General features: G+C 40.5%; 24 protein-coding genes and 1 pseudogene. 18 read left to right on the forward strand and 7 right to left on the reverse strand.

The genetic code is table 11. The annotated features are described in order from the left end of the window. Positions 1–177 precede the first annotated feature (177 nt). Together FQT67_RS02695 and FQT67_RS02700 are read left to right on the forward strand one after the other, a co-directional pair. Complete coding sequence (locus tag FQT67_RS02695) at positions 178–534, forward strand: hypothetical protein (RefSeq protein ID WP_037589850.1); 357 nt, start codon at positions 178–180, stop codon at positions 532–534. A 92-nt stretch (positions 535–626) separates the two neighbouring features. Beyond that, a protein-coding gene (locus FQT67_RS02700; protein WP_115256712.1) for an IS3 family transposase occupies positions 627–1,975 on the forward strand; the annotation gives its coding sequence in 2 pieces (ribosomal slippage) (positions 627–1,068 and positions 1,068–1,975; 1,350 coding nt in all). Positions 1,976–2,028: 53 nt separating this feature from the next. On the opposite strand, the gene FQT67_RS02705 is transcribed toward FQT67_RS02700, so the two are convergent. The 5 genes and pseudogenes from FQT67_RS02705 to FQT67_RS02725 all read right to left on the reverse strand — a co-directional run bounded on the left by FQT67_RS02705 (position 2,029) and on the right by FQT67_RS02725 (position 6,792). After that, entirely contained in the window at positions 2,029–2,955 is a 927-nt protein-coding gene (locus tag FQT67_RS02705) for a glycosyltransferase family 2 protein (RefSeq protein ID WP_003053920.1), read from the reverse strand. A gap of 136 nt (positions 2,956–3,091) precedes the next feature. After that, positions 3,092–4,276, reverse strand: a pseudogene (locus FQT67_RS02710) (DNA/RNA non-specific endonuclease). Between the two features lie 337 nt (positions 4,277–4,613). After that, a complete protein-coding gene (locus FQT67_RS02715; RefSeq protein WP_046177445.1) occupies positions 4,614–4,988 on the reverse strand; it encodes a VOC family protein in 375 nt (124 codons plus the stop codon). A 9-nt stretch (positions 4,989–4,997) separates the two neighbouring features. Beyond that, positions 4,998–5,663 (reverse strand): NAD(P)H-dependent oxidoreductase, encoded by a 666-nt coding sequence (locus FQT67_RS02720; RefSeq protein ID WP_003058626.1) that lies wholly within the window; start codon positions 5,661–5,663, stop codon positions 4,998–5,000. A gap of 43 nt (positions 5,664–5,706) precedes the next feature. Beyond that, complete coding sequence (locus FQT67_RS02725; RefSeq protein ID WP_046177446.1) at positions 5,707–6,792, reverse strand: Xaa-Pro peptidase family protein; 1,086 nt, start codon at positions 6,790–6,792, stop codon at positions 5,707–5,709. Between the two features lie 173 nt (positions 6,793–6,965). On the opposite strand from FQT67_RS02725, the gene ccpA reads away from it, so the two are divergent. The 8 genes from ccpA (at position 6,966) to FQT67_RS02765 (ending at position 17,091) form a co-directional block, all read left to right on the forward strand. After that, entirely contained in the window at positions 6,966–7,967 is a 1,002-nt protein-coding gene (gene ccpA, locus FQT67_RS02730; protein ID WP_003049927.1) for a catabolite control protein A, read from the forward strand. 153 nt (positions 7,968–8,120) lie between these two features. After that, positions 8,121–9,584: an alpha-amylase gene (locus FQT67_RS02735; RefSeq protein WP_012766666.1), complete on the forward strand. Its 1,464-nt coding sequence runs from the start codon at positions 8,121–8,123 to the stop codon at positions 9,582–9,584. 76 nt (positions 9,585–9,660) lie between these two features. Then, positions 9,661–10,659 carry a glycosyltransferase gene (locus FQT67_RS02740; RefSeq protein WP_046177444.1) on the forward strand — a complete coding sequence of 333 codons (999 nt, stop codon included), beginning with the start codon at positions 9,661–9,663 and terminating at the stop codon, positions 10,657–10,659. A 1-nt stretch (position 10,660) separates the two neighbouring features. Continuing rightward, positions 10,661–11,995 (forward strand): glycosyltransferase family 4 protein, encoded by a 1,335-nt coding sequence (locus FQT67_RS02745; RefSeq protein ID WP_046177443.1) that lies wholly within the window; start codon positions 10,661–10,663, stop codon positions 11,993–11,995. Between the two features lie 423 nt (positions 11,996–12,418). After that, entirely contained in the window at positions 12,419–14,362 is a 1,944-nt protein-coding gene (gene thrS / locus FQT67_RS02750) for a threonine--tRNA ligase (RefSeq protein WP_003058629.1), read from the forward strand. 129 nt (positions 14,363–14,491) lie between these two features. Then, the gene (locus FQT67_RS02755) at positions 14,492–15,484 is read left to right on the forward strand and encodes an ATP-binding cassette domain-containing protein (RefSeq protein WP_003061856.1); all 993 of its coding nucleotides are present in this window, start codon (positions 14,492–14,494) and stop codon (positions 15,482–15,484) included. Between the two features lies 1 nt (position 15,485). After that, positions 15,486–16,304 carry an ABC-2 family transporter protein gene (locus FQT67_RS02760; protein WP_003057194.1) on the forward strand — a complete coding sequence of 273 codons (819 nt, stop codon included), beginning with the start codon at positions 15,486–15,488 and terminating at the stop codon, positions 16,302–16,304. Position 16,305: 1 nt separating this feature from the next. Then, positions 16,306–17,091, forward strand: a complete 786-nt coding sequence (locus tag FQT67_RS02765; protein WP_046177442.1) for an ABC transporter permease — start codon at positions 16,306–16,308, stop codon at positions 17,089–17,091. Positions 17,092–17,194: 103 nt separating this feature from the next. Here FQT67_RS02765 and dhaQ read toward each other — a convergent pair whose 3' ends face one another. Next, positions 17,195–18,184: a DhaKLM operon coactivator DhaQ gene (gene dhaQ / locus FQT67_RS02770; RefSeq protein WP_012766670.1), complete on the reverse strand. Its 990-nt coding sequence runs from the start codon at positions 18,182–18,184 to the stop codon at positions 17,195–17,197. A gap of 14 nt (positions 18,185–18,198) precedes the next feature. Next, positions 18,199–18,735: a dihydroxyacetone kinase transcriptional activator DhaS gene (dhaS, locus tag FQT67_RS02775; protein ID WP_046177441.1), complete on the reverse strand. Its 537-nt coding sequence runs from the start codon at positions 18,733–18,735 to the stop codon at positions 18,199–18,201. A 151-nt stretch (positions 18,736–18,886) separates the two neighbouring features. Here dhaS and dhaK point away from each other — a divergent pair, with 151 nt between their 5' ends. The 8 genes from dhaK (at position 18,887) to FQT67_RS02815 (ending at position 25,675) form a co-directional block, all read left to right on the forward strand. Further along, a complete protein-coding gene (gene dhaK, locus FQT67_RS02780; RefSeq protein WP_003057185.1) occupies positions 18,887–19,876 on the forward strand; it encodes a dihydroxyacetone kinase subunit DhaK in 990 nt (329 codons plus the stop codon). A 10-nt stretch (positions 19,877–19,886) separates the two neighbouring features. Continuing rightward, complete coding sequence (gene dhaL, locus FQT67_RS02785) at positions 19,887–20,462, forward strand: dihydroxyacetone kinase subunit DhaL (protein WP_046177440.1); 576 nt, start codon at positions 19,887–19,889, stop codon at positions 20,460–20,462. Further along, positions 20,462–20,836 carry a dihydroxyacetone kinase phosphoryl donor subunit DhaM gene (gene dhaM / locus FQT67_RS02790; protein ID WP_046177439.1) on the forward strand — a complete coding sequence of 125 codons (375 nt, stop codon included), beginning with the start codon at positions 20,462–20,464 and terminating at the stop codon, positions 20,834–20,836. Before dhaL ends, dhaM begins: the two co-directional genes overlap by 1 nt. Before the next feature lie 14 nt (positions 20,837–20,850). Continuing rightward, the gene (locus tag FQT67_RS02795) at positions 20,851–21,564 is read left to right on the forward strand and encodes an MIP/aquaporin family protein (protein ID WP_326845714.1); all 714 of its coding nucleotides are present in this window, start codon (positions 20,851–20,853) and stop codon (positions 21,562–21,564) included. Between the two features lie 133 nt (positions 21,565–21,697). Next, positions 21,698–22,267, forward strand: a complete 570-nt coding sequence (locus FQT67_RS02800; protein ID WP_046177437.1) for a hypothetical protein — start codon at positions 21,698–21,700, stop codon at positions 22,265–22,267. Then, positions 22,236–23,351, forward strand: a complete 1,116-nt coding sequence (locus FQT67_RS02805; protein ID WP_042357863.1) for an acetyl-CoA C-acyltransferase — start codon at positions 22,236–22,238, stop codon at positions 23,349–23,351. Before FQT67_RS02800 ends, FQT67_RS02805 begins: the two co-directional genes overlap by 32 nt. Further along, positions 23,341–24,585: an AMP-binding protein gene (locus tag FQT67_RS02810; RefSeq protein WP_015016778.1), complete on the forward strand. Its 1,245-nt coding sequence runs from the start codon at positions 23,341–23,343 to the stop codon at positions 24,583–24,585. Before FQT67_RS02805 ends, FQT67_RS02810 begins: the two co-directional genes overlap by 11 nt. 94 nt (positions 24,586–24,679) lie before the next feature. Further along, positions 24,680–25,675: a DUF3114 domain-containing protein gene (locus FQT67_RS02815; protein WP_042357864.1), complete on the forward strand. Its 996-nt coding sequence runs from the start codon at positions 24,680–24,682 to the stop codon at positions 25,673–25,675. Positions 25,676–25,683 lie beyond the last annotated feature (8 nt).

Below are 25,683 nucleotides of genomic sequence, written 5' to 3' on the forward strand. Positions count from 1 at the left end.
CGTTTTAAGCCTGCTGAGTGATGACAGACAGGAGTTGAGGATGAGAAGACTGAGGTTTAGAAGCTGGCTCAGGTCTTATCGTTAGTGGGTTTAGCGTAGACGATCTTGATTGATTTTGAAATAGTTGTGACCACTGGTCATAAAGAGTGTCTATGAATGAGCAAAGGAAATTGATTGATGACAAAATCGTTGGTTATCTTAAGAGAAGCAATAGCTAGACTTTTGGTAGTATTCTTAGCGCTTTTGATAACATGCTTAATCAAGGGAGAGCCGATTAGGTTACATTACATGGGACTGATGATGATATTTATTCCCATGTTTATCTTCTCATTGTCAATGACTAGGAAGAAAAAGTGTTTGAACCTTGGACTAGCCTTTGTTGCTGTTTATGGGTCAGGGAAGTTGGTGGAGGCACTAACAGGACAGTTTGATTGGTCTGTGGTTACCCCTTTGCCAGTTTTGGTGGGAATAGTGGTGGTTTTGTTTCTGATTTGGCTCTTTTTGAAAAGCTTACCAATAAAACCAACCGAGTAAGATTTAGCAGTAGGTAGTTAACGAAAAAGAAGAGGGCATTGAACTGCACCCCAAAAGTTAGACAACAAATCTAACTTTTGGGGTGTTTTTCTATGAAATTAAGTTATGAAGATAAAATTGAAATCTATCGCTTACGACAATCTGGTTGGACATGGCCTAAAATCAGTCAAACATTTAATATGAGTAAGTATAACCTTCAATACATGGTCCGCCTTATTGATATACACGGATTGGAAAGTGTTTGTAAAAGGAAAAATAGGTATTATTCTCCTGAACTAAAGCAGGAAATCATAAACGAAGTTCTGATGAAAGGTAGGTCTCAGCTAGAGGTTTCTCTAGATTATGGATTACCAAATAAGGGAATGCTTCCTAATTGGATAGCGCAATACAAGAAAAACGGGTATACTATTCTTGAGAAATCAAGAGGGAGACCTGTAAAGATGGGACGCAAACCAAAGAAAAAACTTGAAGAAATGACTGAATTAGAGCGTCTTCAATATGAAAATGAGTACCTTAGAGCGGAGAATGCCGTACTAAAAAAGTTGAGAGAACTCCGCTTGAGGGACGAAGCAAGGCTCAAAGAGCAACAGAAATCATTCAAGGACTAATCAATGTATTTGATTTAAGAATCCTACTTAATATTTTGAAGCTGTCTCGATCAACCTACTATTATCAGGTTAAACGTCTAACTCAGGGAGATAAAAACAAAGAATTAAAAGAAGCTATTCAAGATATTTATTCTGAGAACAAAGGGAGATATGGTTACCGTAGAATTCACCTCGAACTTAAAAATCGAGGCTATAAAGTTAACCATAAGAAAGTTCAACGTCTGATGACAGAACTTGGGTTGAAAGCTAGAATCCGTGCGAAACGTCGCTATAACTCTTATAAAGGTGAGGTGGGCAAGAAAGCTGATAATCTCATTAAGCGTCAATTTAAAGCTGCCCAACCACTTAAGAAGTGTTATACCGATGTCACAGAGTTTTCAATTCCTGCTAGTGATCAAAAATTGTATCTATCACCAGTTCTTGATGGCTTTAACAGTGAGATTATTGCATATCATTTATCTACCTCGCCAAACTTACAACAACTTAAAACGATGCTTTCCGAGGCTTTTCCTGAACAAACTTATCAGGGCACTATTTTACATAGTGACCAAGGATGGCAATATCAACACACTTACTACCATCATTTTCTTGAGGAGCATGGAATGAGACCGTCCATGTCGCGTAAAGGAAATAGCTTAGATAACGGCATGATGGAATCTTTTTTTGGAACATTGAAGACAGAAATGTTTTATGGGTTTGAGAAGGAATTTACTTCCCTCGAAACATTAAAAACAGCTATTTCAGAATATATCAACTACTACAACACTAAACGAATCAAACTGACATTAAAAGGACTAAGTCCTGTGCAATACAGAACTCAATCCTTAACTTAAAATATAATGTCCAACTTTTGGGGGTCACTTCAATGCCCTCTTCTTTTTGACTATTAATGCTTTTCTTTGATGATATAGACAGGTCTTTTTTTGGTTTCAAGGAATATTTTTGAGATGTATTTCCCAATAATGCCCATGCAAAAGAGTTGAATACCTCCCATAAATAAAATGATTGAGACAGTGCTGGCCCAGCCGGAAACAGGGTCACCAAAGAGTAATTTTCGAATCACAATAAATAAGATAGCAAGAATGGAAATTAAGAAACTAAAGGTTCCTGTCCAAGTTGCAATGGTCAGAGGCATTTCTGAAAAATTAACAAAGCCGTCTAGGGAATAGCGAAACAGGCCCCAAAAACTCCAATGGCTTTTCCCATGCTGACGCTTGCGGTTGTCGAAGCTGATGTAGGTCGTCCGGTAACCGACCCATGAAAATATACCTTTTGAAAATCGATTGACTTCGCCTAGTTCAAGGATGCTGTCCACAACCTGCCTGGTCATTAATCGGTAATCGCGAACCCCGCTAACAATTTCAGTATCGGATAAGTTTTGAATAAGGCTATAAAATAAATGAGACAAAGCAGATCGCAACCAAGGTTCTCCTTGTCTATTGTGACGTCTCGTGACAACCACATCATAACCTTCGGTTATTTTGGCAAACATGAGTGGGAGAAGTTCAGGTGGGTCTTGTAAATCCACATCCATTACAGTAATGTAGTTGCCTTTGGCTTCTTCTAATCCAGCTAATAGCCCTGCTTCTTTGCCGAAATGGCGCGAAAAGGACAGATAATGAACGTTTGGAAAGCGAGTAGCTAAATCACGTAAGATGTTCAGAGTCTGGTCTTTAGAACCATCATCAATAAAAATATATTCAAAGGCGAGTTGACTAGTCATTGACAGTTCCAACTGACGCATCTCTTCAAAATAAGGAAGAATAGCTTTTTCTTCATTAAAACAGGGAATAATTACAGATAAAAGCGTCATAGGGGTGTCCCTTTCTAGTCTTTTGACAAATTGTATCACAAAAGCCAAGATATTTCAAAAAACTGTCAAATGACAGAGATTTCCCAAAAATAAAAAAACTGCTGAGGTAACGTCGCCGCACCTCAAGCAGTTTTCATTAATGAGTTGGTTCTGTACTAGAATGCTTTTTGCCTCTGCTTAAAGCATCTTGTTCTGTCATTTCAACGAGCCTATCTAAGTTGACGCCAGCTGGAAGGTTTTCTTTATGGTACCAATAGACAGGAGAGTTTCCGTTACTTGCAACATACACAATCCTTTGACTGTCTACGTCAGTAGCGGTATCCTCTGTAGCTGCATCTGGGCTGATCTGATCAGTGCCTTCTTCATCTGTAGTAGGTTCTTTGGTATCTTCTGTGAGAGTGTCATCACTATCAGTCGTTGTTTCTTCTTCAAGCGTTACATCAGATAGAAGACCTCCATTTTGGTAATCGATGGTAAAGCCATTGGCGGTGTTGAAAACACGCACCTTTTCATCGATGACACCGTCAGAAGATAAAGCTGAAACAACCACGTAACGAGGAACTAGCTCTGTTCCCACATAGACGGGTTCTGCTTTGTAGTAAACATGTACACTAGGATTTTGATTGATGTAGGTTAAGACTTTATTTTCAATGTATTGCATACCGCCTTTACGGTCATTATTGCCTACATTTTGAGTGCGGGTTCCAGTAATCAAATTGTTACGGTATGGGCGTCCACCTAAGCTGTCTGCAATGAGATGGCTACGGTCAAAGAGGTAGCCGTGACGAACTTTACCATTACTTAAAACAATACTGACTTCCTGATTATTTGGGATGCGTTTTACCTGTCTTGGGCTATGCTTATAATCATTCTCAGTAGCAGCTCGACCGTCTGCTTTAAATTGATAGGAGAACCAGCCACTTGGGTTGTAGTCATTTCCCATTTTTCACGAGAGCCTGCTGACATGTCAATCATATCTTTAGTGATAATGCCATAAACTACTCCAGAACGATTGTAACCATCTAGATCAGCATATTGAAGGTCCGAAACAGTGACACGTTTTGTGCTACGACCACTTTTTTTTATAGACCTTCTCAGTCGTTGTTTTCAATTGAGGAAAGTCCTCTTTTTGAATAGCCGATTTTCCTTCAATGACATAATAGTCTGGGTATTGAGCCAACGTCCAGTCTTGCGTGACAGCTGTTTCTTGAGCATAGGTAACATTATCGTGAGGTTGAGCATTAGGAACGAATCCTAACGATAAGGTCATTGCTAAGGCTACAAGAGAATGGGAAAGCCATTTCCTTCTGAGTTTAGACATGAGAAGTCCTCCTTTTTTATTTACTAGTTAAGTATATCGTTATTAAGGTTAAAATGTATGAATTTAATAAAAATATTTTTTAAGTAATGTAATGTTGTAAAAATGAATGAAAGATAATAGAGAATAATCAAAAAAATGAGTTTTTTGATATGAATGAAACAAGAAAATAACTTGTTTATTTGATGATTCAAAGGATTTTAGGCTATTTTAAGGTAATCTTTAGATATTATTTTCTCTTTTTTACAGAAAAGGATTGTGATAGATGGTTTCTTATTTGATTTAAAAAACCTAAAAGAGTGACAACATCATAAAAAAACAGAGGGATTTTCCTCTGTTTTTAATTTAAGTCAATGACTTCAATTTTATAGCCATCGGGATCTTGAATAAAGTAGTAGCGGGCTGATTTGTCAGTTAACCCTTTAATATCTGTGACAGGGAATCCTGCTTGACGATGTTTTTCGTGGTCTTCCTCGAAATTGTCAGAGCCAAGGGCAATATGGCCATAACCATCTCCTAAGTCATAGTCACCGTGATCATAATTATAGGTCAACTCTAGCTCATAACTTTCTCCTTCAAGCGCTAAATACACGAGAGTGAATTGGCTGTCTGGAAAATCTCTTCGACGGGTTTCCTTAAAAGGAAAGGCCTTGGTGTAAAAGTCCACTGATTTGTCGAGATCTTTGACGCGGATACAGGTGTGTAATGCTTTCATATATTCTCCTTATTTCACTACTGAAATCACTTCTTCACGAGGTTTGCGAACTTGAGGATGTCTGGGATCTCTGAGACGGTAGCCCAAGGACAACATGCTGGCAATACCTTCTTTGTCTTTATTAATAATACCATGAGTTGCTAAAATAGTGTCAACTTTTGCATAGTTGAACCCTTCAATAGGACAAGAATCTATTCCTAACAGGGCAGCTGTCATCATCATATTGCCAAGAGCGATATAGGTCTGTTTTGCAGTCCAATCAAAGAGCGCTCTAGGGTCATCTGCCATGTCCATGTCCTCTTTTTGGAAGGCCTCGTAAAGTTTTAAACGACTCTCAAGTCCCTCTCCCTCTTCTATTCCTCTTCTTAGGAGACTATTTTTAATAACGGGGCTATCGTACCTAGCATTTCTTTCAGCAATTAACAGTACAAAATGGCTAGCTGTTTCGAGTTGATATTGGGCACCCCAGGCAAAGGGTTTGATTTCCTCTTTTATTTGCTTATTATCTAGGACTACAAAGCGCCAGCCTTCTAAGCCAACAGAAGAAGGGCTTAGCCAAGCAGCATCTAAAATAAGGTTCAAGTCTTCCTCGGAAATCGTTTCATCTTTATAAACACGAACGGCTGTCCTAAAGTGTAGTGCTTGTTGTAATTGGTGATGAATGGACTGGTTCATAAGAATAACCTTCCTTTCGTTAGGAGTGATATCTGGGTAAGGATTAACCTTCAAAGTAAAGCAATTCTTTTGGGGTATGAGTAAAGACTTCAAAGCCGTCTTTAGTGACATAACCACAATCTTCAATGCGGACACCAACTTTACCTGGAATGTAAATGCCTGGTTCCACAGAGAAGCACATGCCTTCTTCAATCACAAGCTCATTCCCAGCCATAATAGATGGAAATTCATGCACATCCATACCGATACCATGCCCCAGGCGGTGGTTGAAGTACTCTCCATAGCCAGCTTTTTCGATGACTTGGCGGGCAGCGGCATCTACTTGAGCTGCTGTAACACCTGGTTTAATAAAGTCAATAGCTGCTTGATGTGCTTCAAGGCAAAGATTATACATGTCGATTTGGAATTGGTTGGGCTTACCGACAGCAACTGTTCGTGTCATATCACTAGTGTAGCCTAAGGTTTTAACTCCTAAGTCAAAGAGAAGAAGAGCATTGTTTTCAATCTTGTTGGTACCCGGAATCCCATGAGGATTGGCAGCGTTGTTACCCGTTAAGACCATAGTGTCAAAGCTCATTTTGTTAATGCCTTGTTTTTTCATTTCAAATTCAATTTGAGCGATGATGTCTGTTTCGGTAACATCCAAGGAGATGTTATCAAAACCAACTTGAACGGCCTTGTCAGCGAACTGACCAGCAATCATCATTTTCTCAATTTCATCAGCTGATTTGATGAGGCGCATGCCTTGAACAAACGGGGTTAGATTAGCAAATTGTCCTGAAAAGACTGTCTGCAACCCATGGAATTTACTGACGTTAAGGTGGTCAAATTCGGCATAAATGGTTTTGGCCGCTGTATTTGGTAAAACGGCTTTGATTTTTTCCCAAGGATTTTCAGAATCCACATAGCCAAAGACTGGGAAGTCAACTTCTTGGCTAGCTCTGGCCACCTCAAGGGCAGGTACAAAAAGCACAGGAGCTAAATCATGGTAGACAAACAAAAATAGTTGTCTCTCATGCGGGTCACAGAAGAATCCAGTCAAATAATTAATGGTAACAGGATCTGAAAAAATAGCCAGTTCAGCTCCTTTTTGCTCAAGATGCAAACGTATTTGGTCTAATTTTGTCATAGGAAAACCTTCTTTCTGCCTACTATTTTTCCAAAAAAAGCTTAAAAAATCAAGCTTTGGGTCAATCTTTGAAAACTTTTTCAAAAATTAACCTTTAATACTTGAAAGTGGTTACAAAACATGCTAAAATATTTTTTGAAAGCGTAATTTTCAAATAGAAAGGAAGACAAAAAATGAATACAGATGATACCATCACGATTTATGACGTTGCCCGTGAAGCTGGTGTTTCTATGGCAACTGTTAGTCGTGTTGTTAATGGCAATAAAAACGTTAAGGAAAACACGCGTAAGAAAGTTTTAGAAGTCATTGACCGCCTAGATTATCGTCCAAATGCTGTCGCACGTGGTCTCGCCAGCAAAAAAACAACAACCGTCGGGGTTGTGATTCCGAATATTGCAAACAGTTATTTTTCTATTTTAGCCAAAGGTATTGATGATATCGCCGCTATGTATAAATATAATATTGTACTTGCCTCTAGTGATGAGGATGATGACAAGGAGGTTAACGTTGTTAATACCCTCTTTGCTAAGCAAGTTGACGGTATTATCTTTATGGGGCACCACTTGACTGAAAAAATCCGTGCGGAATTTTCACGCTCACGCACCCCGATTGTTTTAGCAGGGACAGTTGACCTTGATCATCAATTACCAAGTGTTAATATTGACTATAAGGCAGCTGTGTCTAATGTGGTTGATATTTTGGCAGAAAACCATCAGAGCATTGCCTTTGTGTCAGGACCACTTATTGATGACATCAATGGTAAAGTACGTTTGGCGGGTTACAAAGAAGGCTTGAAGCACAACAAACTTGACTTCAAAGAAGGACTTGTTTTTGAAGCTAACTATTCTTATAAAGAAGGTTTTGAATTGGCACAACGTGTGATTAACTCAGGAGCAACAGCAGCTTATGTGGCTGAAGATGAGTTAGCAGCGGGTCTTTTAAATGGTTTGTTTGAAGCAGGCAAACGCGTTCCAGAAGATTTTGAAATCATCACAAGCAATGATTCACCAGTTGTTCAATATACCCGTCCAAACTTGAGTTCTATCAGCCAACCCGTTTACGACTTGGGAGCTGTCAGCATGCGGATGTTGACTAAAATCATGAACAAAGAAGAGTTGGAAGAAAAAGAAATTCTTTTGAATCATGGTATTAAAAAACGCGGAACCACTAAATAGGTTACTGTAGGGTATTATTTGTTAAAAAACGAAATACTAAAAGATAGTACTTTGTGTTGTCCCTAAAAAGAGGCTCAATTTCTTTTATTGGTATAAGTAAGACAGATAGAGGCTGGGGAAACTGATATCCCAGCCTTTTTTAGGAGAGAAGTAATGACAAATCAACTAATCATGCAGGCTTTTGAGTGGTATCTTCCTGCAGATGGTAACCACTGGAAAACAGTGAAAGCAAGTATTCCACAATTACAGCATTTAGGAGTGACTGAGCTCTGGCTTCCTCCTGCTTTTAAAGGAACTGGTATTAATGATGTGGGATATGGTGTTTATGATTTATTTGACCTAGGGGAATTTGATCAAAATGGCACAGTCATTACCAAATACGGTAGTAAACAAGAATATCTCGACCTTATTACAGCTTTGAAAGAAGCTGCCATCAAACCAATCGCAGATATTGTTCTTAACCATAAAGCCAATGGAGATCATAAGGAACGTTTTTTTGTCATCAAAATGAATCCTGAAAATCGCCAGGAAGCTCTGACAGAACCTTATGAGATTGAAGGCTGGACTGGTTTTGACTTTCCTGGTCGAAATGGTTGCTATAATGATTTTAAATGGCATTGGTATCATTTCACAGGGCTTGATTATGATGCCAAGAACAATGAAACTGGCATTTACATGATTACAGGTGACAATAAGGGCTGGGCCAACAATGACTTGATTGATGACGAACATGGTAATTTTGATTACCTCATGTACAATGATTTGGACTTCAAACACCCAGAGGTTATTCAAAACTTGCAGGATTGGGCTAAGTGGTTTATTGAGACAACAGGAATCGAAGGTTTTCGTCTAGATGCCGTCAAACACATTGATTCTTATTTTATCCAAACCTTTGTCAATGATATTCGCACTCAAATCAAACCAGATTTAGAAGTTTTTGGTGAGTATTGGAAGTCAGACCAAGACTCCATGGAAGACTACTTGGAAGCCACCAATGAACAGTTTGCTTTAGTAGATGTCGGTCTTCACATGTCTTTCTTTAACGCCAGTCATCAAGGAAAGGATTTTGATTTAACACATATCTTTGAAGGAAGTTTAGTGGCTAGCAGGCCTGACTTGGCTATTACTTTTGTTGAAAATCATGACACGCAACGTGGTCAAGCTTTGGAGTCCACAGTGGAAGATTGGTTTAAACCTCTGGCCTACGGCTTAATTCTCTTGCGCCAAGAAGGCAAACCTTGTCTGTTCTATGGCGATTACTATGGTATTTCCGGAGACTTTGCTCAAGCTAGTTTTAAAGAAGTGCTTGACAAGTTGACGCTGTTGCGTAAAGAGGCTGTTTACGGGGAACAAGTCGATTATTTTGATCACGCTAATTGCATTGCCTGGACTTGTTTAGGCGATGAAGAACATCCCCATCCGCTGGCAGTTATCCTATCAAATGGTGATGAAGGTTGGAAGCATGTGGAAATCGGTCAAGACTTTGTCGGGCAGACCTTTGTCGATTACTTAGGCCATTGTTCAGAAAAGGTAGTGGTGGCTGAAGATGGTTGGCTTGATATTAAGGTGGAGACAGGCTCTATTTCAGCCTGGGTACCTGAAGAAAGAAGCTTTTAAAATGGGAAATCAGTCTTTGGGCTGATTTTTCGTTATCCTAGTGAAAATTCCTATAAAATGAGCTATAATAGAGGTTATGAAAGTTCTATTATATTTAGAAGCAGAAAATTATTTAAAAAAATCAGGAATTGGACGGGCTATCAAGCATCAGGCAAAAGCCTTGTCTTTGGTGGGTCAGGATTTCACCACTGATCCCAATGACGATTATGATTTGGTTCATCTCAATACCTATGGTTTAAAAAGTTGGCTCTTGATGGCTAAAGCGCAAAAAGCAGGCAAAAAGGTCATCATGCATGGGCACTCTACAGAGGAGGACTTTAGAAATTCCTTTATTTTTTCAAACCTCTTATCATCTTTGTTTAAGAAATACCTCTGTCAATTTTACAATAAGGCTGATGCTATTATTACCCCTACCTTGTATTCCAAGTCTTTAATTGAGCAGTATGGTGTGAAAACACCTATTTTTGCGGTGTCCAACGGTATTGATTTGGAACAGTATGGAGCAGATTCTGAAAAAGAAGCTGCTTTTCGTCAGTATTTTGACATTAAAGAGGGCGAAAAAGTAGTGATGGGAGCAGGATTGTTTTTCCTTAGAAAAGGGATTGATGACTTTGTCAAAGTTGCTCAAGCTATGCCAGATGTAAGGTTTATCTGGTTTGGAGAGACTAATAAATGGGTAATTCCCGCTCAAGTTCGTCGCCTCGTAAATGGTAAGCATCCTAAAAATCTCATTTTTCCAGGCTACATTAAAGGTGGGGTTTATGAGGGTGCTATGACTGGTGCCGATGCCTTTTTCTTCCCAAGTCGCGAAGAAACAGAAGGCATTGTGGTTTTAGAAGCCTTAGCGAGTCGTCAGCACCTTGTTTTACGTGATATCCCAGTTTACGATGGTTGGGTTGATCAAAATAGTGCTGAATTAGCAACTGATATCCCAGGTTTTATCCAAGCTTTGACCAAAATTTTAGCTGGTGACAGCAACAAAATGGACGCTGGTTACAAGGTTGCCCAAAGTCGTCGCCTAGAAACAGTTGGTCAAGCATTAGTAGATGTCTATAAAAAAGTAATGGAGTTATAAGATGCGTGTAGGTTTATTTACAGATACCTATTTTCCACAAGTTTCTGGAGTTGCCACGAGCATTCGTACCTTAAAAGAAGAACTTGAAAAAGAAGGCCACGAGGTCTATATTTTCACCACCACTGATAGAGATGTCAAACGCTTTGAAGATCCAACGATTATTAGGCTGCCAAGCGTTCCTTTTGTGTCTTTTACGGATAGGCGCGTGGTTTATCGTGGCTTGATTTCTTCTTATAAAATTGCTAAGCAGTATGACCTTGATCTTATCCATACCCAGACAGAATTTAGCCTTGGGTTATTAGGAAAGATGGTGGGCAAAGCCTTACGAATTCCTGTTGTTCATACTTACCATACCCAGTATGAAGACTATGTTAGCTATATTGCTAACGGTAAAATTATTCGCCCAAGCATGGTTAAGCCTCTTCTCAGAGGCTATTTGAAAGACTTGGACGGTGTGATTTGTCCAAGTCGAATTGTCCTCAACCTACTGGAAGGTTACGAAGTCACTATCCCTAAGCGTGTGATCCCAACAGGCATTCCTTTAGAAAAATACATTCGTGATGATATTAAAGCAGAAGATGTTGCCAGTTTAAAAGAGGGATTGGGCATTGCTGCTGATGAGACCATGTTGCTAAGCTTGTCACGGATTTCTTATGAAAAAAATATTCAGGCTATTATTAATCAGATGCCAACGGTCTTAGCCAAACATTCAAAAATTAAACTGATTGTTGTTGGAGATGGTCCTTACTTAGAAACCTTAAAAGACTTGGCGATGCAATTAAAGGTCGAGCAGCATGTGACCTTTACAGGCATGGTTCCTCATGACAGAGTCGCTTTGTACTATAAAGCTTGTAATTTCTTCGTCTCAGCATCAACTAGTGAAACACAGGGCTTGACCTATATTGAAAGTCTGGCCAGTGGTAAGCCTATTATCGCGCAGAGTAACCCGTACTTGGATGATGTGATTACAGACAAGATGTTTGGGACGCTTTACCATGCTGAAGAAGACCTAAGTGATGCCATCATTGATGCTATCGTAGAGACACCGGTTATGGATCAGCAATTACTAGAAGAAAAACGTTACGAGATTTCAGCTGAGCATTTTGGAAAATCTATTTACACCTTTTATTTAGACACTCTGATTGCAAGAAATAATAAGGAACCACAAAAATTAAGCCTTTATCTCAACCATTCTGGTAAGAATAGTTCTCTTAAACTGGTGCAAGGGGCTATCCATTTGCCTAAACGAGCTGTTAAGGCGACAGCTCTGACTTCTGTCAAAGTGGTCAAGGCTCCTATCAAGTTGGTCAATGCGATCAAAGATTTTCTGGATTAAGGCTTGTAAATTTTTGAAAACTTGCTATAATAATCTTGAAGACAAGTTAGATTGCACAAAATCTTTTAAGCGAGTGCTGGTTGGTGGAAAGAGCACAAAGGTGGATAATCTAATACTCCTTCCTGGTTTTTATGTAAACATAAAAGGGTGGCTCCCTTATCGCCAATAGAGGTGCACGGCATGCTTTTTTGTCCTGCATAAATTAAGGTGGAACCACGCTGATTGCGTCCTTTGGGATGCAATCAGCTTTTTTGTTTTTGACGTCTCACCATACCTTTATTGAAAGAGAAGGAAGAATTCTTATCTCAAAGCTCTAAAGCCTAGTGTCGCTGGACTTAGGATGACATGCCGACCTCTTGTTTCTGACTTGTTTTACTATCCATGTTTAAGTGGAAATCTTAACTGACTTAAAGGAGAAAGCAAATGATTAAGATTACTTTTCCAGATGGCGCCGTTCGTGAATTTGAATCTGGCGTAACAACGTTTGAGATTGCTGAGTCCATCAGTAAATCGTTAGCTAAAAAAGCTTTGGCTGGTAAATTCAATGGCCAACTGATTGACACAACCCGTGCCATTGAAGAAGATGGCAGTATTGAAATTGTGACACCTGATCACGAGGATGCTTATGATGTGCTTCGTCACTCTGCAGCCCACTTATTTGCCCAAGCTGCAAAACGTTTGTTCCCAAATCTTCATTTGGGTGTTGGCCCTGCCATTGCAGAAGGTTTTTACTACGATACAGATAACGCTGACGGCCAAATTTCAAACGAAGATCTGCCACGTATCGAAGCTGAAATGCAAAAAATCGTGAAAGAAAACTACCCATGTATTCGTGAGGAAGTGACTAAAGAAGAAGCTTTGGAATTGTTCAAAGACGATCCTTATAAGGTAGAGTTGATTAATGAGCATGCCGGTGCTGGTTTGACTGTTTACCGTCAAGGTGAATTTGTGGACCTTTGCCGTGGCCCTCACGTGCCATCAACAGGTCGCATCCAAGTCTTCCACTTGCTCAACGTGGCGGGTGCTTACTGGCGTGGTAACAGTGATAACAACATGATGCAACGTGTCTATGGAACAGCGTGGTTTGATAAAAAAGACCTTAAAGCTTACTTGACTCGTCTTGAAGAAGCCAAAGAGCGTGATCACCGTAAACTTGGTAAAGAACTTGACTTGTTCATGATTAGCCAAGAAGTTGGTCAAGGTTTGCCATTCTGGTTACCAGATGGAGCAACTATTCGTCGTACTCTTGAACGCTATATCACAGACAAGGAATTAGCTTCAGGCTACCAACACGTTTACACACCACCTCTTGCTTCTGTGGAATTGTACAAGACATCAGGTCACTGGGAGCACTACCAAGAAGACATGTTCCCTGTGATGGACATGGGAGATGGGGAAGAATTTGTCCTTCGTCCAATGAACTGCCCACACCACATTCAAGTGTATAAAAACCATGTGCATTCTTACCGTGAATTGCCTATCCGTATTGCCGAACTAGGGATGATGCACCGTTATGAAAAATCAGGTGCCCTATCTGGCTTGCAACGGGTACGTGAGATGACCTTGAATGATGGCCATATCTTCGTGACACCAGAACAAATTCGTGATGAATTTAAACGTACCCTTCAATTGATTATTGACGTTTACGAAGATTTCAACTTGACCGATTACCGTTTCCGTTTGTCCTACCGTGACCCAGAAGATACTCATAAATATTATGACAATGACGAAATGTGGGAAAATGCGCAAGCCATGCTAAAAGGTGCCATGGATGACATGGGTGTAGACTACTTTGAAGCAGAAGGTGAAGCAGCCTTCTATGGGCCAAAATTAGATATTCAAGTGAAAACAGCTCTTGGTAATGAAGAAACCCTATCAACCATTCAGTTGGATTTCTTGTTGCCAGAACGCTTTGACCTCAAATACATTGGTGCTGATGGCGAGGAACATCGTCCAGTCATGATTCACCGTGGGGTTATTTCAACGATGGAACGCTTCACTGCGATTTTAATCGAGACTTACAAGGGTGCTTTTCCAACTTGGTTGGCACCTCACCAAGTAACGGTGATTCCAATTTCAAATGAAGCCCACATTGACTATGCTTGGGAAGTAGCCAAAACACTTCGTGACCGTGGAGTTCGTGCAGATGTGGATGACCGCAATGAAAAAATGCAATACAAGATTCGTGCGTCACAAACCAGCAAAATCCCTTACCAATTGATTGTTGGGGATAAAGAAATGGAAGAGAAATCAGTTAACGTGCGCCGCTATGGTAGCAAGGCGACTCACACCGAATCTGTGGAAGACTTTGTGGAAAATATCTTGGTAGATATTGCTCGCAAATCACGCCCAGATGCACAAGCTTAATCAATGATGAAAGGAAGTTCAAAGGACTTCTTTTTCTTTTTTAAAACCTCGAGCAAGCGGTTGCGCTTGCTTTCTCATAGTGTTATAATGAGTTACTTACTAACTGATAAAAGAAATGAGGGTTAGCAGATGGCAATGATAGAAGTATCTCATCTTCACAAACAGTTTACTAAAACCATTAAAGAGCCTGGGTTAAAAGGGGTGATGAAATCGTTTGTTAACCCGCAAAAAGAGGTATTTGAGGCTGTTAAAGACTTGTCTTTTGAAGTGCCTAAGGGGCAAATTTTAGGATTTATTGGCGCCAATGGTGCAGGAAAATCAACAACAATTAAGATGTTAACAGGAATTTTAAAGCCAACATCTGGGTATTGTCGCATTAACGGGAAGATTCCGCAAGATAATCGTCAAGATTATGTCAAAGATATTGGCGTTGTTTTTGGGCAACGGACCCAACTGTGGTGGGATTTGGCTTTGCAGGAAACCTATGCTGTGTTAAAAGAAATTTACGATGTGCCTGAAAAAGACTTTCGCAAGCGTATGGATTTTTTAAATGAGGTCTTAGAACTTAACGAGTTTATTAAGGATCCTGTTCGAACGTTGTCCCTAGGACAACGCATGCGAGCTGACATCGCAGCCTCTTTATTGCATAATCCGAAAGTGCTTTTTTTAGACGAACCAACGATTGGCTTGGATGTTTCTGTCAAAGACAATATTCGACGTGCCATCACTCAGATTAATCAAGAAGAAGAGACAACCATTCTGTTGACAACTCATGATTTGAGTGATATTGAACAACTGTGTGATCGGATTATCATGATTGATAAGGGCCAAGAAATCTTTGATGGCACGGTGACTCAACTCAAACAAACATTTGGGAAGATGAAAAGCTTATCTTTTGAATTGGAAGCGGGACAGGAAGAAGTTGTTTCTCAGTTTCTTGGTTTGCCTGATATAACTGTGGAACGACACGAATTAACTTTGGAAATTCAATATGACAGTTCCCGTTACCAAACAGCAGATGTTATTCAACGAACCATGGCTGATTTTGTGGTGAGAGACCTGAAAATGACAGATGCTGATATTGAAGATATCATCCGTCGTTTTTACCGAAAGGAGCTGTGACATGCAATCATTCTGGAAACGCTATAAGCCCTTTATCAGTGCAGGAATTCAAGAATTAATGACTTATCGGGTCAATTTCTTTCTCTATCGACTAGGGGATGTTATGGGAGCTTTTGTGGCTTTTTATCTTTGGAAGGCTGTGTTTGATTCCTCCAAACAGTCCTTGATTAATGGTTTTACTCTGTCAGATATGACCTTTTATATTATCATGAGTTTTGTGACGGCTTTGTTAACGAAATCGGATAGCTCCTTTATGATTGGTGAGGAAGTGAAAGATGGGTCTATTATCATGCGGTTGCTTCGGCCAGTTCACTTTGCGGCTTCTTACCTTTTTATGGAGATAGGCTTTCGGTGGATTGTTCTCATCAGTGTTGGCTTTCCGTTTTTGGTGGTGATTTTCGGAATCAAACTAATGGCGGGAATGTCGTTCTGGCAACTTCTAGCTACTGTGTTTCTCTACCTGCTTAGTCTTTTATTGGCCTTCTTGATTAATTTTTATTTCAATATCTGTTTTGGCTTTTCTGCCTTTGTTTTCAAAAACCTTTGGGGTTCTAACTTATTAAAGAATGCCTTGGTTGCCTTTATGTCAGGCAGTTTGATTCCATTGGCTTTTTTTCCTAAAGTGGTTTCTATAGTGCTTAGTTTTCTACCGTTTTCCTCTTTGGTTTACACGCCAGTTATGATTGTCATTGGGAAATACAGCCTTAGTCAGATAATGGTGGCCCTAAGTTTGCAAATCTTTTGGTTACTGGTGATGGTAGTCTTATCGCAAGTCATCTGGAAAAAGGTTCAGTACCATTTAACGATTCAAGGAGGGTGAGATGGCAAAATTGAGACGTATGCACGCTATTTTTATCAAACAATACCTCAAACAAATTATGGAATACAAGGTTGATTTTGTGGTGGGAGTGCTAGGTGTTTTTCTCACTCAGGGACTTAATCTGCTCTTTTTATCGGTACTTTTCCAACATATCCCTTCTTTAGAAGGCTGGACGTTTGAACAAATTGCCTTTATTTATGGCTTTTCTTTGATTCCAAAGGGAATTGATCACCTCTTTTTTGACAATCTTTGGGCTTTAGGGCAACGGTTTGTCCGCAAAGGAGAATTTGACAAGTACCTCACCAGACCAATTAGTCCTTTATTTCATGTTTTGGTTGAGACATTTCAAGTGGATGCCTTGGGTGAATTATTGGTTGGGGTTATCTTATTAGTGACCACGGCTGGTAGTATCGTATGGACTCTTCCTAAGGTGCTTTTGTTTATTCTGGTTATTCCTTTTGCGACCTTGATTTACACCTCTTTAAAAATTGCGACCGCCAGCATTTCTTTTTGGACCAAGCAGTCTGGGGCAGTTATCTATATTTTTTACATGTTTAATGACTTTTCCAAGTACCCTATGTCCATTTACCATTCCTTTTTGCGGTGGTTAATCAGTTTTGTCATTCCCTTTGCTTTTACAGCTTATTACCCTGCTTCTTATTTTTTAACAGGTCAGCACCTGCTCTTTAATATTGGAGGCTTGGTAGTGGTGTCGTTACTGGTTTTGGCGTTGTCGCTTAAGCTTTGGAAATGGGGACTAGGTGCTTATGAAAGTGCTGGTTCCTAGAGAGACTCTTAAACAAATTGAAAATCGTTTAGGTCAGAATATGAAAACCTAGTTAATGAAGAAAGGCAGCTGTTGTAAAAACGGCTGCCTTTTTTGTGATGGTTTACCAAGCGTAGGCATTGGTTGGAGCTTGTAAGTAGTCTAGCCACTGTCTATCTTTAAGACGGCAAAGGGTAACAGAGATACCAGTCATGTCAAGGCTAGTCATGAATTTTCCATTTTTGATAAAAGGAAGATGAAGCCCTTCAAGATCTAAAAGTTGATGGATATCATTCAGAAAAATGCCTTGTTCCAAGTCGGTTGCTGTTCCTAAATTATTGACTAGAAGAATAAAATGTTCGTCTTCTTGCCAATGGAATTTAATTTGAAGCTTATTAACAATTTCCACAGCAAGATGCTCTGATGACATAAATGGGACCGTGCGATAGCCTTCTTCACCATGAATACCAATCCCATATGAAATCTGATGATCAGGCAAGTCAAAAAGAGGTAGTGCCGCATTGGGTAGGCTAGCAGATTTGGTTGCAAATCCGATGGTAGCAATCTCTGTGGCAAGGTCAAAAGCTAGGTGTTCAAGGTCATCCAAACTTGCCCCACTTTGTGCAGCTGCTCCTAAGATTTTGTGAAGCAATACAGTTCCAGCGAGTCCTCGGTGACGCATTTGGAATTGCTTTTTAGGTTCAACCGAGATATCGTCGTGGGAAATAATATATTTGATGTTACGACCTTCTTGTCGTGCTAGATGAATGGCTTGGCTAAATTCACGAATGTCGGCTTCAAAGTTTTTGATAATGACAAAGACCCCCTTACCTTTATCTAGAAATCGCAGGGCTTCTAAGATGTCTGTGGCAGTTGGGGGAGTAAAAATATCGCCATAGATAGCAGCTGACAGCATACCATCACCAACGAAGCCGGAATGAGCAGGTTCGTGTCCGGATCCTCCTCCGGATAGAATTGGGATAAGTTGATCATCGAGATGCCTATTATAAATAATAGGCAAATCCTGTAATTGGGCTAGGTGGGGATGGGCTGCTAATACACTTGCTATATATTGGGAAATAAGTGTTTGTGTTTGATTTAATATGGTTACCATGACGTTTTCCTCGTTTAATGAATGCTGGTTAAGATAAGCTGCTTGAGATAGGTAAGACAAGGTTTAGGCTCACTCTGACTAACATAACCTTTAATCATATCTGCTAATGCCCTAGCGTGATAATGGGTTAAAAAAGCAAGATAATCAGCAGCATCAGATTGGCTCATTTCTTGACTTTGGTATTCAGAAATGATTTTAGCCATTAAGACCTGACAGTAGTCCACAAAGTAGCTGTAAAAATCATTTTGCCCTTTGATATCAAATAGTTGGGCATAAAACGTTTTGTTGCGTTCAAAATAAAAGAGCAACTCTTCTAACAGTTGAAAGCCACTGATGTAATTGAGATTGTGTGTGACCTGTTCCTGAAGTTCAGTCTCAAAAATCCAGTCTAACAGTTCATACTTATCTAGAAAATGATTGTAGAAGGTTTGCCGCCTGATTTGGGCCTGATCCATAATATCAACGACAGAAATTTTTTCAAAGCTTTTCACTGCTAGTTGCTTTTTAAAAGCTTTGGCAATTTTTTTCTTGGTGATGAGAGAAGTTGCCATAAGTAATCCTTTAATATGAAATATCTTCTGCCATTATACCTTATCAAAGGCATTTTAGAAAGAAAAGGGACAAATCTGAGGATTTGTCCCTTACGTTTTGGGAGGGGCTATTTTATAATGAAAGCGTAAACAAAAAATCGGAGGAAGATCCATGAAAAAAATTATGAATGATGCCACTCAGATTGTGGACGATATGTTGCAAGGTTTAGCTTATATGCATGATGACTTAGTGGAACGCCTAGATGGTTATGATGTGATTGTTCGTAAAGCAGAGAAGACGGGAAAAGTAGCCCTTATTTCAGGTGGTGGTTCTGGACATGAGCCATCTCATGCTGGTTTTGTTGGTGAAGGCATGTTGTCAGCAGCTATCTGTGGTGCAGTCTTTACTTCCCCAACTCCAGATCAAATTTTAGAAGCTATCAAAGCAGCTGATGAAGGTGCTGGTGTCTTCATGGTCATCAAAAATTATTCAGGTGACATTATGAACTTTGAAATGGCCCAAGAATTAGCAGAAATGGAAGGCATTGATGTTGCCAGTGTTGTCGTTGATGATGATATTGCGGTTGAGAATAGCCTCTACACTCAAGGTCGTCGTGGCGTTGCGGGAACCATTCTTGTTCACAAGATTTTGGGACATGCTGCGCGTGAGGGCAAATCATTAGCGGATATTAAAGCTCTTGCTGATGAATTGGTCCTAAATATTAAAACTATTGGTCTAGCTCTTTCTGGAGCAACTGTTCCTGAAGTTGGCAAACCTGGTTTTGTGCTTGAAGATGATGAGTTTGAATACGGTGTTGGTATTCACGGTGAACCAGGCTACAAAAAAGAAAAATTACAATCATCATCAGTATTAGCTCAAGAGTTGGTAACTAAATTGGCAGATAGCTTTGACATGAGCGCAGGACAACATTATGGCGTCTTGGTCAATGGTTTGGGAGCTACACCATTAATGGAACAATACGTTTTTGCGAATGATGTGGCAAAACTCTTAGCAGAAAAAGATGTCACAGTCAGCTTCAAGAAAATTGGTGACTACATGACGTCTATTGATATGGCTGGTTTGTCTTTGACCTTGATCAAACTTGACAAGGATGAATGGACAGAAGCTCTTCAATCAGATGTTATCACACCAGCTTGGTAAGGAGGAAATCATGCAAGCACAAGATGCAATCAAATGGATGACCTTATTTAATGATAAAATTCAAGTGAATAAGGATTATTTAAGTCAATTGGATACGCCTATCGGAGATGGTGACCACGGTGGCAATATGGCGCGCGGGATGTCTGCTGTGACGGAAAATCTTGACGGTAAAGAATTTGCGAGCGCAGCGGATGTCTTTAAGGTCGTTGCTATGCAGTTGCTAGGCAAAGTTGGTGGAGCTTCAGGCCCATTGTATGGTTCTGCCTTTATGGGGCTTTCAAAAGCTAGTGAGGATAGCAGTTTGGCAGATGCTTTGCAGGCTGGATTGGACATGATTCAAAAACGTGGTAAGGCAGAAAAAGGTGAGAAAACCATGGTGGATGTTTGGATTCCTGTGATTGAAGCCTTGAAAAATGACGGGTTAACCAAGGATGTGGTTGAAGAGGCTGTTTTAGCTACCAAAGACATCCAGGCAACTAAAGGACGCGCTTCTTATGTAGGAGAACGCTCAGTGGGTCATATTGATCCAGGTTCCTTCTCATCAGGACTCTTATTTGAAGCCATGTTGGAAGCAGAGGTGGTTTAATGTCAGATTTGGGAATTATTATTGTATCGCATTCTAAAAATATTGCTCAAGGAGTTGTCGACCTGATTTCAGAGGTGGCGACAGATGTTGCCATCACCTATGTCGGAGGTACAGAAGATGGTGGTATTGGCACCAGTTTTGATCAAGTGCAGGCTATCGTTGACGCCAATCCTAAGGATGACTTATTGGCTTTCTTTGATCTTGGATCTGCCCGCATGAATATCGAAATGGTTTCAGATTTTTCTGACAAGACCATTACCTTGAATGTGGTTCCCATTGTCGAAGGGGCTTACACAGCAGCAGCTCTTATTCAGGCTGGCGCGGGCATGGATGCTATTTTAAGTCAGTTAGAAGAGTTAGCTATCAATAAATAAATAGCAAGGAGATTATCATGAATTTTACCGGTGAACTGTTAGGAACGTTTATTTTGGTTTTATTAGGAGACGGTGTGGTTTCTGCTTGTATCTTGAATAAAACCAAAGCTCAAAATAGTGGCTGGATTGCTATTGTTTTGGGCTGGGGAATTGCTGTAACCGTTGCGGTTTATATTAGTGGTTTCATGAGTGGTGCCCACTTAAACCCAGCCGTGACACTCGCTATGGCAGCCATTGGCTCATTGCCATGGTCTCAGGTAGTGACTTATCTTGTGGCTCAATTTCTTGGAGCAATGCTTGGAGCCTTAGTTCTCTACTTGCATTACTACCCACATTGGAAGGAAACCAAAGATGCTGGTACGATTTTAGCTTGTTTCTCAACTGGGCCAGCTATTCGCCACGCTTGGTCAAACCTTTTGGGCGAAGCTTTAGGAACAGCTGTTTTAGTGATTACGGTAATGGCCATTGGTCCTAATAAAGTAGCTGCTGGTTTTGGTCCGATTATTGTTGGTTTTGTGGTTATGGCAGTTGGTTTTTCACTTGGAGCAACCACTGGTTATGCCATCAACCCAGCGCGTGACCTTGGGCCACGTATCATGCATGCCTTACTTCCAATCCCAAATAAAGGAGATTCTGACTGGTCATACGCTTGGATTCCAGTTTTAGGTCCAATCCTTGGTGGGGTCGCAGGTGCCTTGATTTATCAAGTGATTTTAAATATGATGTAATGAACCGAAAAAGTTGGGTCTAGGACTCAACTTTTTTTGGTGGCTAAGAAGTGTTCTTTTACAGGTTTTCCCTTTTCTTGGACCGGAGCTTTCAGTATAATAAAGTTAACGTGATTGAAAAATGAGGGTGACAATGAGAAGGCTACTAAGTACCATGATTAAGTGCAACCAAGATTTACCAAAGAACAGCCTGGTGGTTGACATGACCTTAGAAAAAGCTGCGCAATTATATGAAAATCAAGTGCTCACGGATACCCAACATTTCCGGAAAATAAGGTTGAGTGAATCAGGGCTGACGCTTGAGGTCCGATTCTTGAAGAAGCAGCCAGTTCAGTGGCTATCAGAATCCACCAATAGTAATCAATTAGAAGAAAAGGCTAATAAGTTTTTAGCAAATGATGATCAGACAATAAATATCAGTCAAGCTGCCTTTGCTCAATTTCTAGAGGATACCGGGGATCAAAATCCTATTCACCGAGAAGCACCTTATGTTTTACCCGGAGCATTCTTACTCGAGCAGGTGAGTGATAGGCTAGCTATCGATTATCGTCGATTACATTTGCGCTTTTATGCACCAGCGGTTTTAGATAGAACTATCCAATTGATGGTGAAAGGCAGAGCCATTGGCCTGTTTCAAGCTGGTAAATTAGTAGCTAAAGGAGATTATGACCATGACGGATATTTATATTGCTGCAGGCCTTAGAACCCCTATCGGTTTAGTAGGGAAACAATTTGCTAAAGAACAACCAGAAATCCTTGGAGCAAAGCTCATCAATGCTTTACAAAATAAGTATCCAGCTCCTATTGACCAAGTAATTTGTGGCAATGCCGTCGGAACTGGTGGTAATATTGGGCGCTTGATGACCCTGTATTCTCATTTAGGAGAATCTGTCCCTGCTTTGACGGTTGATATGCAATGTGCTTCGGCTGGTGCAGCTCTTTCCGTGGGTTATGCTAAAATCAAGGCAGGTATGGCAAGCAACCTTTTAGTGGGAGGGATTGAAAGCAGCTCCTTACAACCTGAATCGGTATATGCTTCAGCTGATTGGCGCCAAGGCCCTTACAAAGTTGCCCAGTTTTCTCCGGACACCAACAGTCCATTTGCGATGATTGAGGGGGCAGAACGAGTGGCAAGAGAACATGGCTTTACAAAGGAGTATTTGAATCACTGGACATTGAAGAGTCATCAAAAGGCTAGTTATTGCCAGGAGCAAGCCCTGTTAGCTGATCTTATTCTAGACCTGCCAGGTGCTAGTGATCAAGGTATTCGACCGCGCTTGTCAAGTAAGGTGTTGTCAAAGGTACCCCCTATCTTAGGAGAGGGTCACGTGATTAGTGCAGCCAATGCCTGCCTCACCCATGATGCTGCTGCCTTTTTACAGCTAAGTAGTCAGCCTTCAGCTTTTAAACTTATTGATGTGGTAGAAGTAGCAGGAGACCCACAGCGTAGCCCCTTAATGGTGGTTACAGCTAGTCAAGTCCTTTTGGCAAAACATGGCCTAGGGATGGCAGATATGACAGCGATTGAATGGAACGAAGCCTTTGCCGTTATTGATGGTTTATTTGAAACCCATTACCCAGATTTATTGGACCGCTATAATATATTTGGAGGAGCTTTGGCCTACGGGCATCCTTTTGGAGCTTCGGCAGCTATTATTCTCTTACATTTAATGAAGGCTTTAGAAATTAAGGAAGGGCGGTATGGATTGGCAGCTATTCCAGCAGCGGGAGGGCAGGGAATTGCCTTCTTGGTAGAATACAATCAGGAGTGGTGCAATGCTAACTAGACTGAATCAGTGGGCGAAGGAATGTCCTGATAAGAGAGCTGTTGTGACGGATCAACAAACCTTGACCTATTATGAATTATGGCAAGCTATTATCACTGATAAGAAGTTGCCGCTAGAAGAGCGTCCACAGGTTATTCACGAACAACATTACCTCAAGCAGTTGATTGCCTTTTTACAAGGGTTACGGCAAAATAATCGCCCTCTTATTGCCCATCCCAATATGCCTGATGGCTACCAACAGCGGATTAGGCAGGATAATCAAAAGCCACCGACCCAGGCTGACTTTGCAGTCTTGAGTTCGGGTTCCACAGGTCAAGCTAAATTATTTTGGCGGTCATTGTCTTCGTGGACTGAGATGTTTGACTATCAAAATCAGGTTTTTGGCCTGAATGCAGATACAAGTCTTTTTTTGCATGGGAGTTTTAGTTTTACCGGTAATTTAAATTTAGCCTTGGCACAGCTTTGGGCAGGTGGTTGTATTGTTTGGACACAAAAACCATCTTTTAAGACCTGGCTTATGTTATGGCAAAAAGAGCAAGTTAGTCATCTTTATCTGTTGCCGACTTATCTCAATCGTATATTACCCTACCTCACTAAGGCCAATATGACAGCTACCCACCTCTTAACTTCTTCGCAACTGATGTCACCTGACTTACTCCAGCGTTATTATCAGACATTTCCTCAGCTCGAAGTTATTATTTTCTATGGAACTAGTGAATTGTCGTTCATCACTTGGTGTAATGGCAAAGACACTTTAGAAACAGCAGGTTTGGTGGGTCAACCTTTTCCAGGTGTCAACATCAGTCTTGTGGATAAACAAATTTTTGTGGAAACCCCTTATGCCATTGAAGGCATTAAACAGCCCTATAGTGTGTCAGATTTTGGAGAAATGTGCTCCGCTGGTTTAATATTGAAAGGACGACGAGATGACTGGGTCAACCAACAAGGCGTCAAATGCCATCTTCCTAGCCTTGTGGAATTGGTCGCACAAGCTTCAGGTGTAAAGGAAGCCACCGCGCTCAAAGTGGGGAGTGGTTTAAACCAAGCTGTCCTGTTGGTCTTAGTCTTGACTGAGAATCAGAAGTTGGCAGCGATTAAAGACTTTTTAGTCTCTCACCTTAGCCCTTGGCAATTGCCTAAATATTATCTTCTTGTAGACCAGCTTCCGCTCAACGATAGCGGTAAAATTGATCGAGCAGCTCTGCTGGCTTTATTACCATCTAAAGGGACATAGGTTTGGTAGTTGCAGCTTACTTTTAGAGGTTATCAACTGACCCGAAATGTTGAATATGGTATAATAAGGTCCAACAATGAAGGGGGGAAAGGCAATGACACAGGCTATTCTAGATCGTTACCAAGCTTTGAAAGAGTATCAAAGAGCTGGTTTATCGAATCAATCCTTTCGAGCGTTAGCGGAAGAAGCAGTCATTGATAGTCGTCTTGGGTCCCCTAGTTTCTGGATGATTTGGCCAATTGAAAAAAAGGCGAAAACAATCAAAGCATTACTGACATTTTTACTTGATTTGGTAGAAATGCCTGTCGAGTTAAGCGGTCAGCTAGAGGATACCAAGGCCTTGCTCGCTAACTTTTCTCCTGACTTATCACCAGACCATCCTTTTTGGAAAGAGATGGCTAGCTTAGTTGACCAAGCTTTTCCGGCTAGAACTTTAGGAGAAGTGGGTGACTTGGAAAGACGTTTGCATCAATTTCGTTATGTGATTTCCAGTCAGCAGGCTCAATATATTCGGAACTATTACAAACAAGAAGAAATGACCGATGGCCAGGCTTTGGCTATTTTTCTGAGAGCTAAAAAAGGACCTGCTTTATGGCGGCGTTCCCCTGATTATACTTTGCTGGATTCAGCTAGACTACATAACAAACTAAAAATTGAGGGAGAAAAAGTCATGTTTCCCGATCAAGAGCTTTCTTATAACATTAAAGTTTTGCTTTGGTTTCATACCGAATTCATCCTTGACAATAAGGGATTTTTCCTGAATGAAATCGATGGAGAGGTGGTGACCGAAAAAGGAATTGTGAATGGTGCCTCCTTTAACTATGGTACAGATGGTCCTAGGCATTGGGATTTGGATGTTGATCCCATAAGGCATCATGATCCCAATTTTAGACGTGAGGTGGCTAAAGGTTTCCAATCCCCGTCGCGAGTTTTTCGCAAATGGTTTAAGCAAAATAGAAATGATTTTGCCTTTTCTTACTTTAATGCTAAGGGGATTTATAGTTCAGACCATAAGAGTAGCTTTTCTATGGTCAAACAAGAGGCCAAAAAGTTTAAACGACTTATCAAGTATGGAATCTCCAAGAAATAATGGCGATA

The organism is Streptococcus sp. NCTC 11567 (assembly GCF_902141215.1).
GTDB classification, from domain to species: Bacteria; Bacillota; Bacilli; order Lactobacillales; family Streptococcaceae; genus Streptococcus; species Streptococcus dysgalactiae.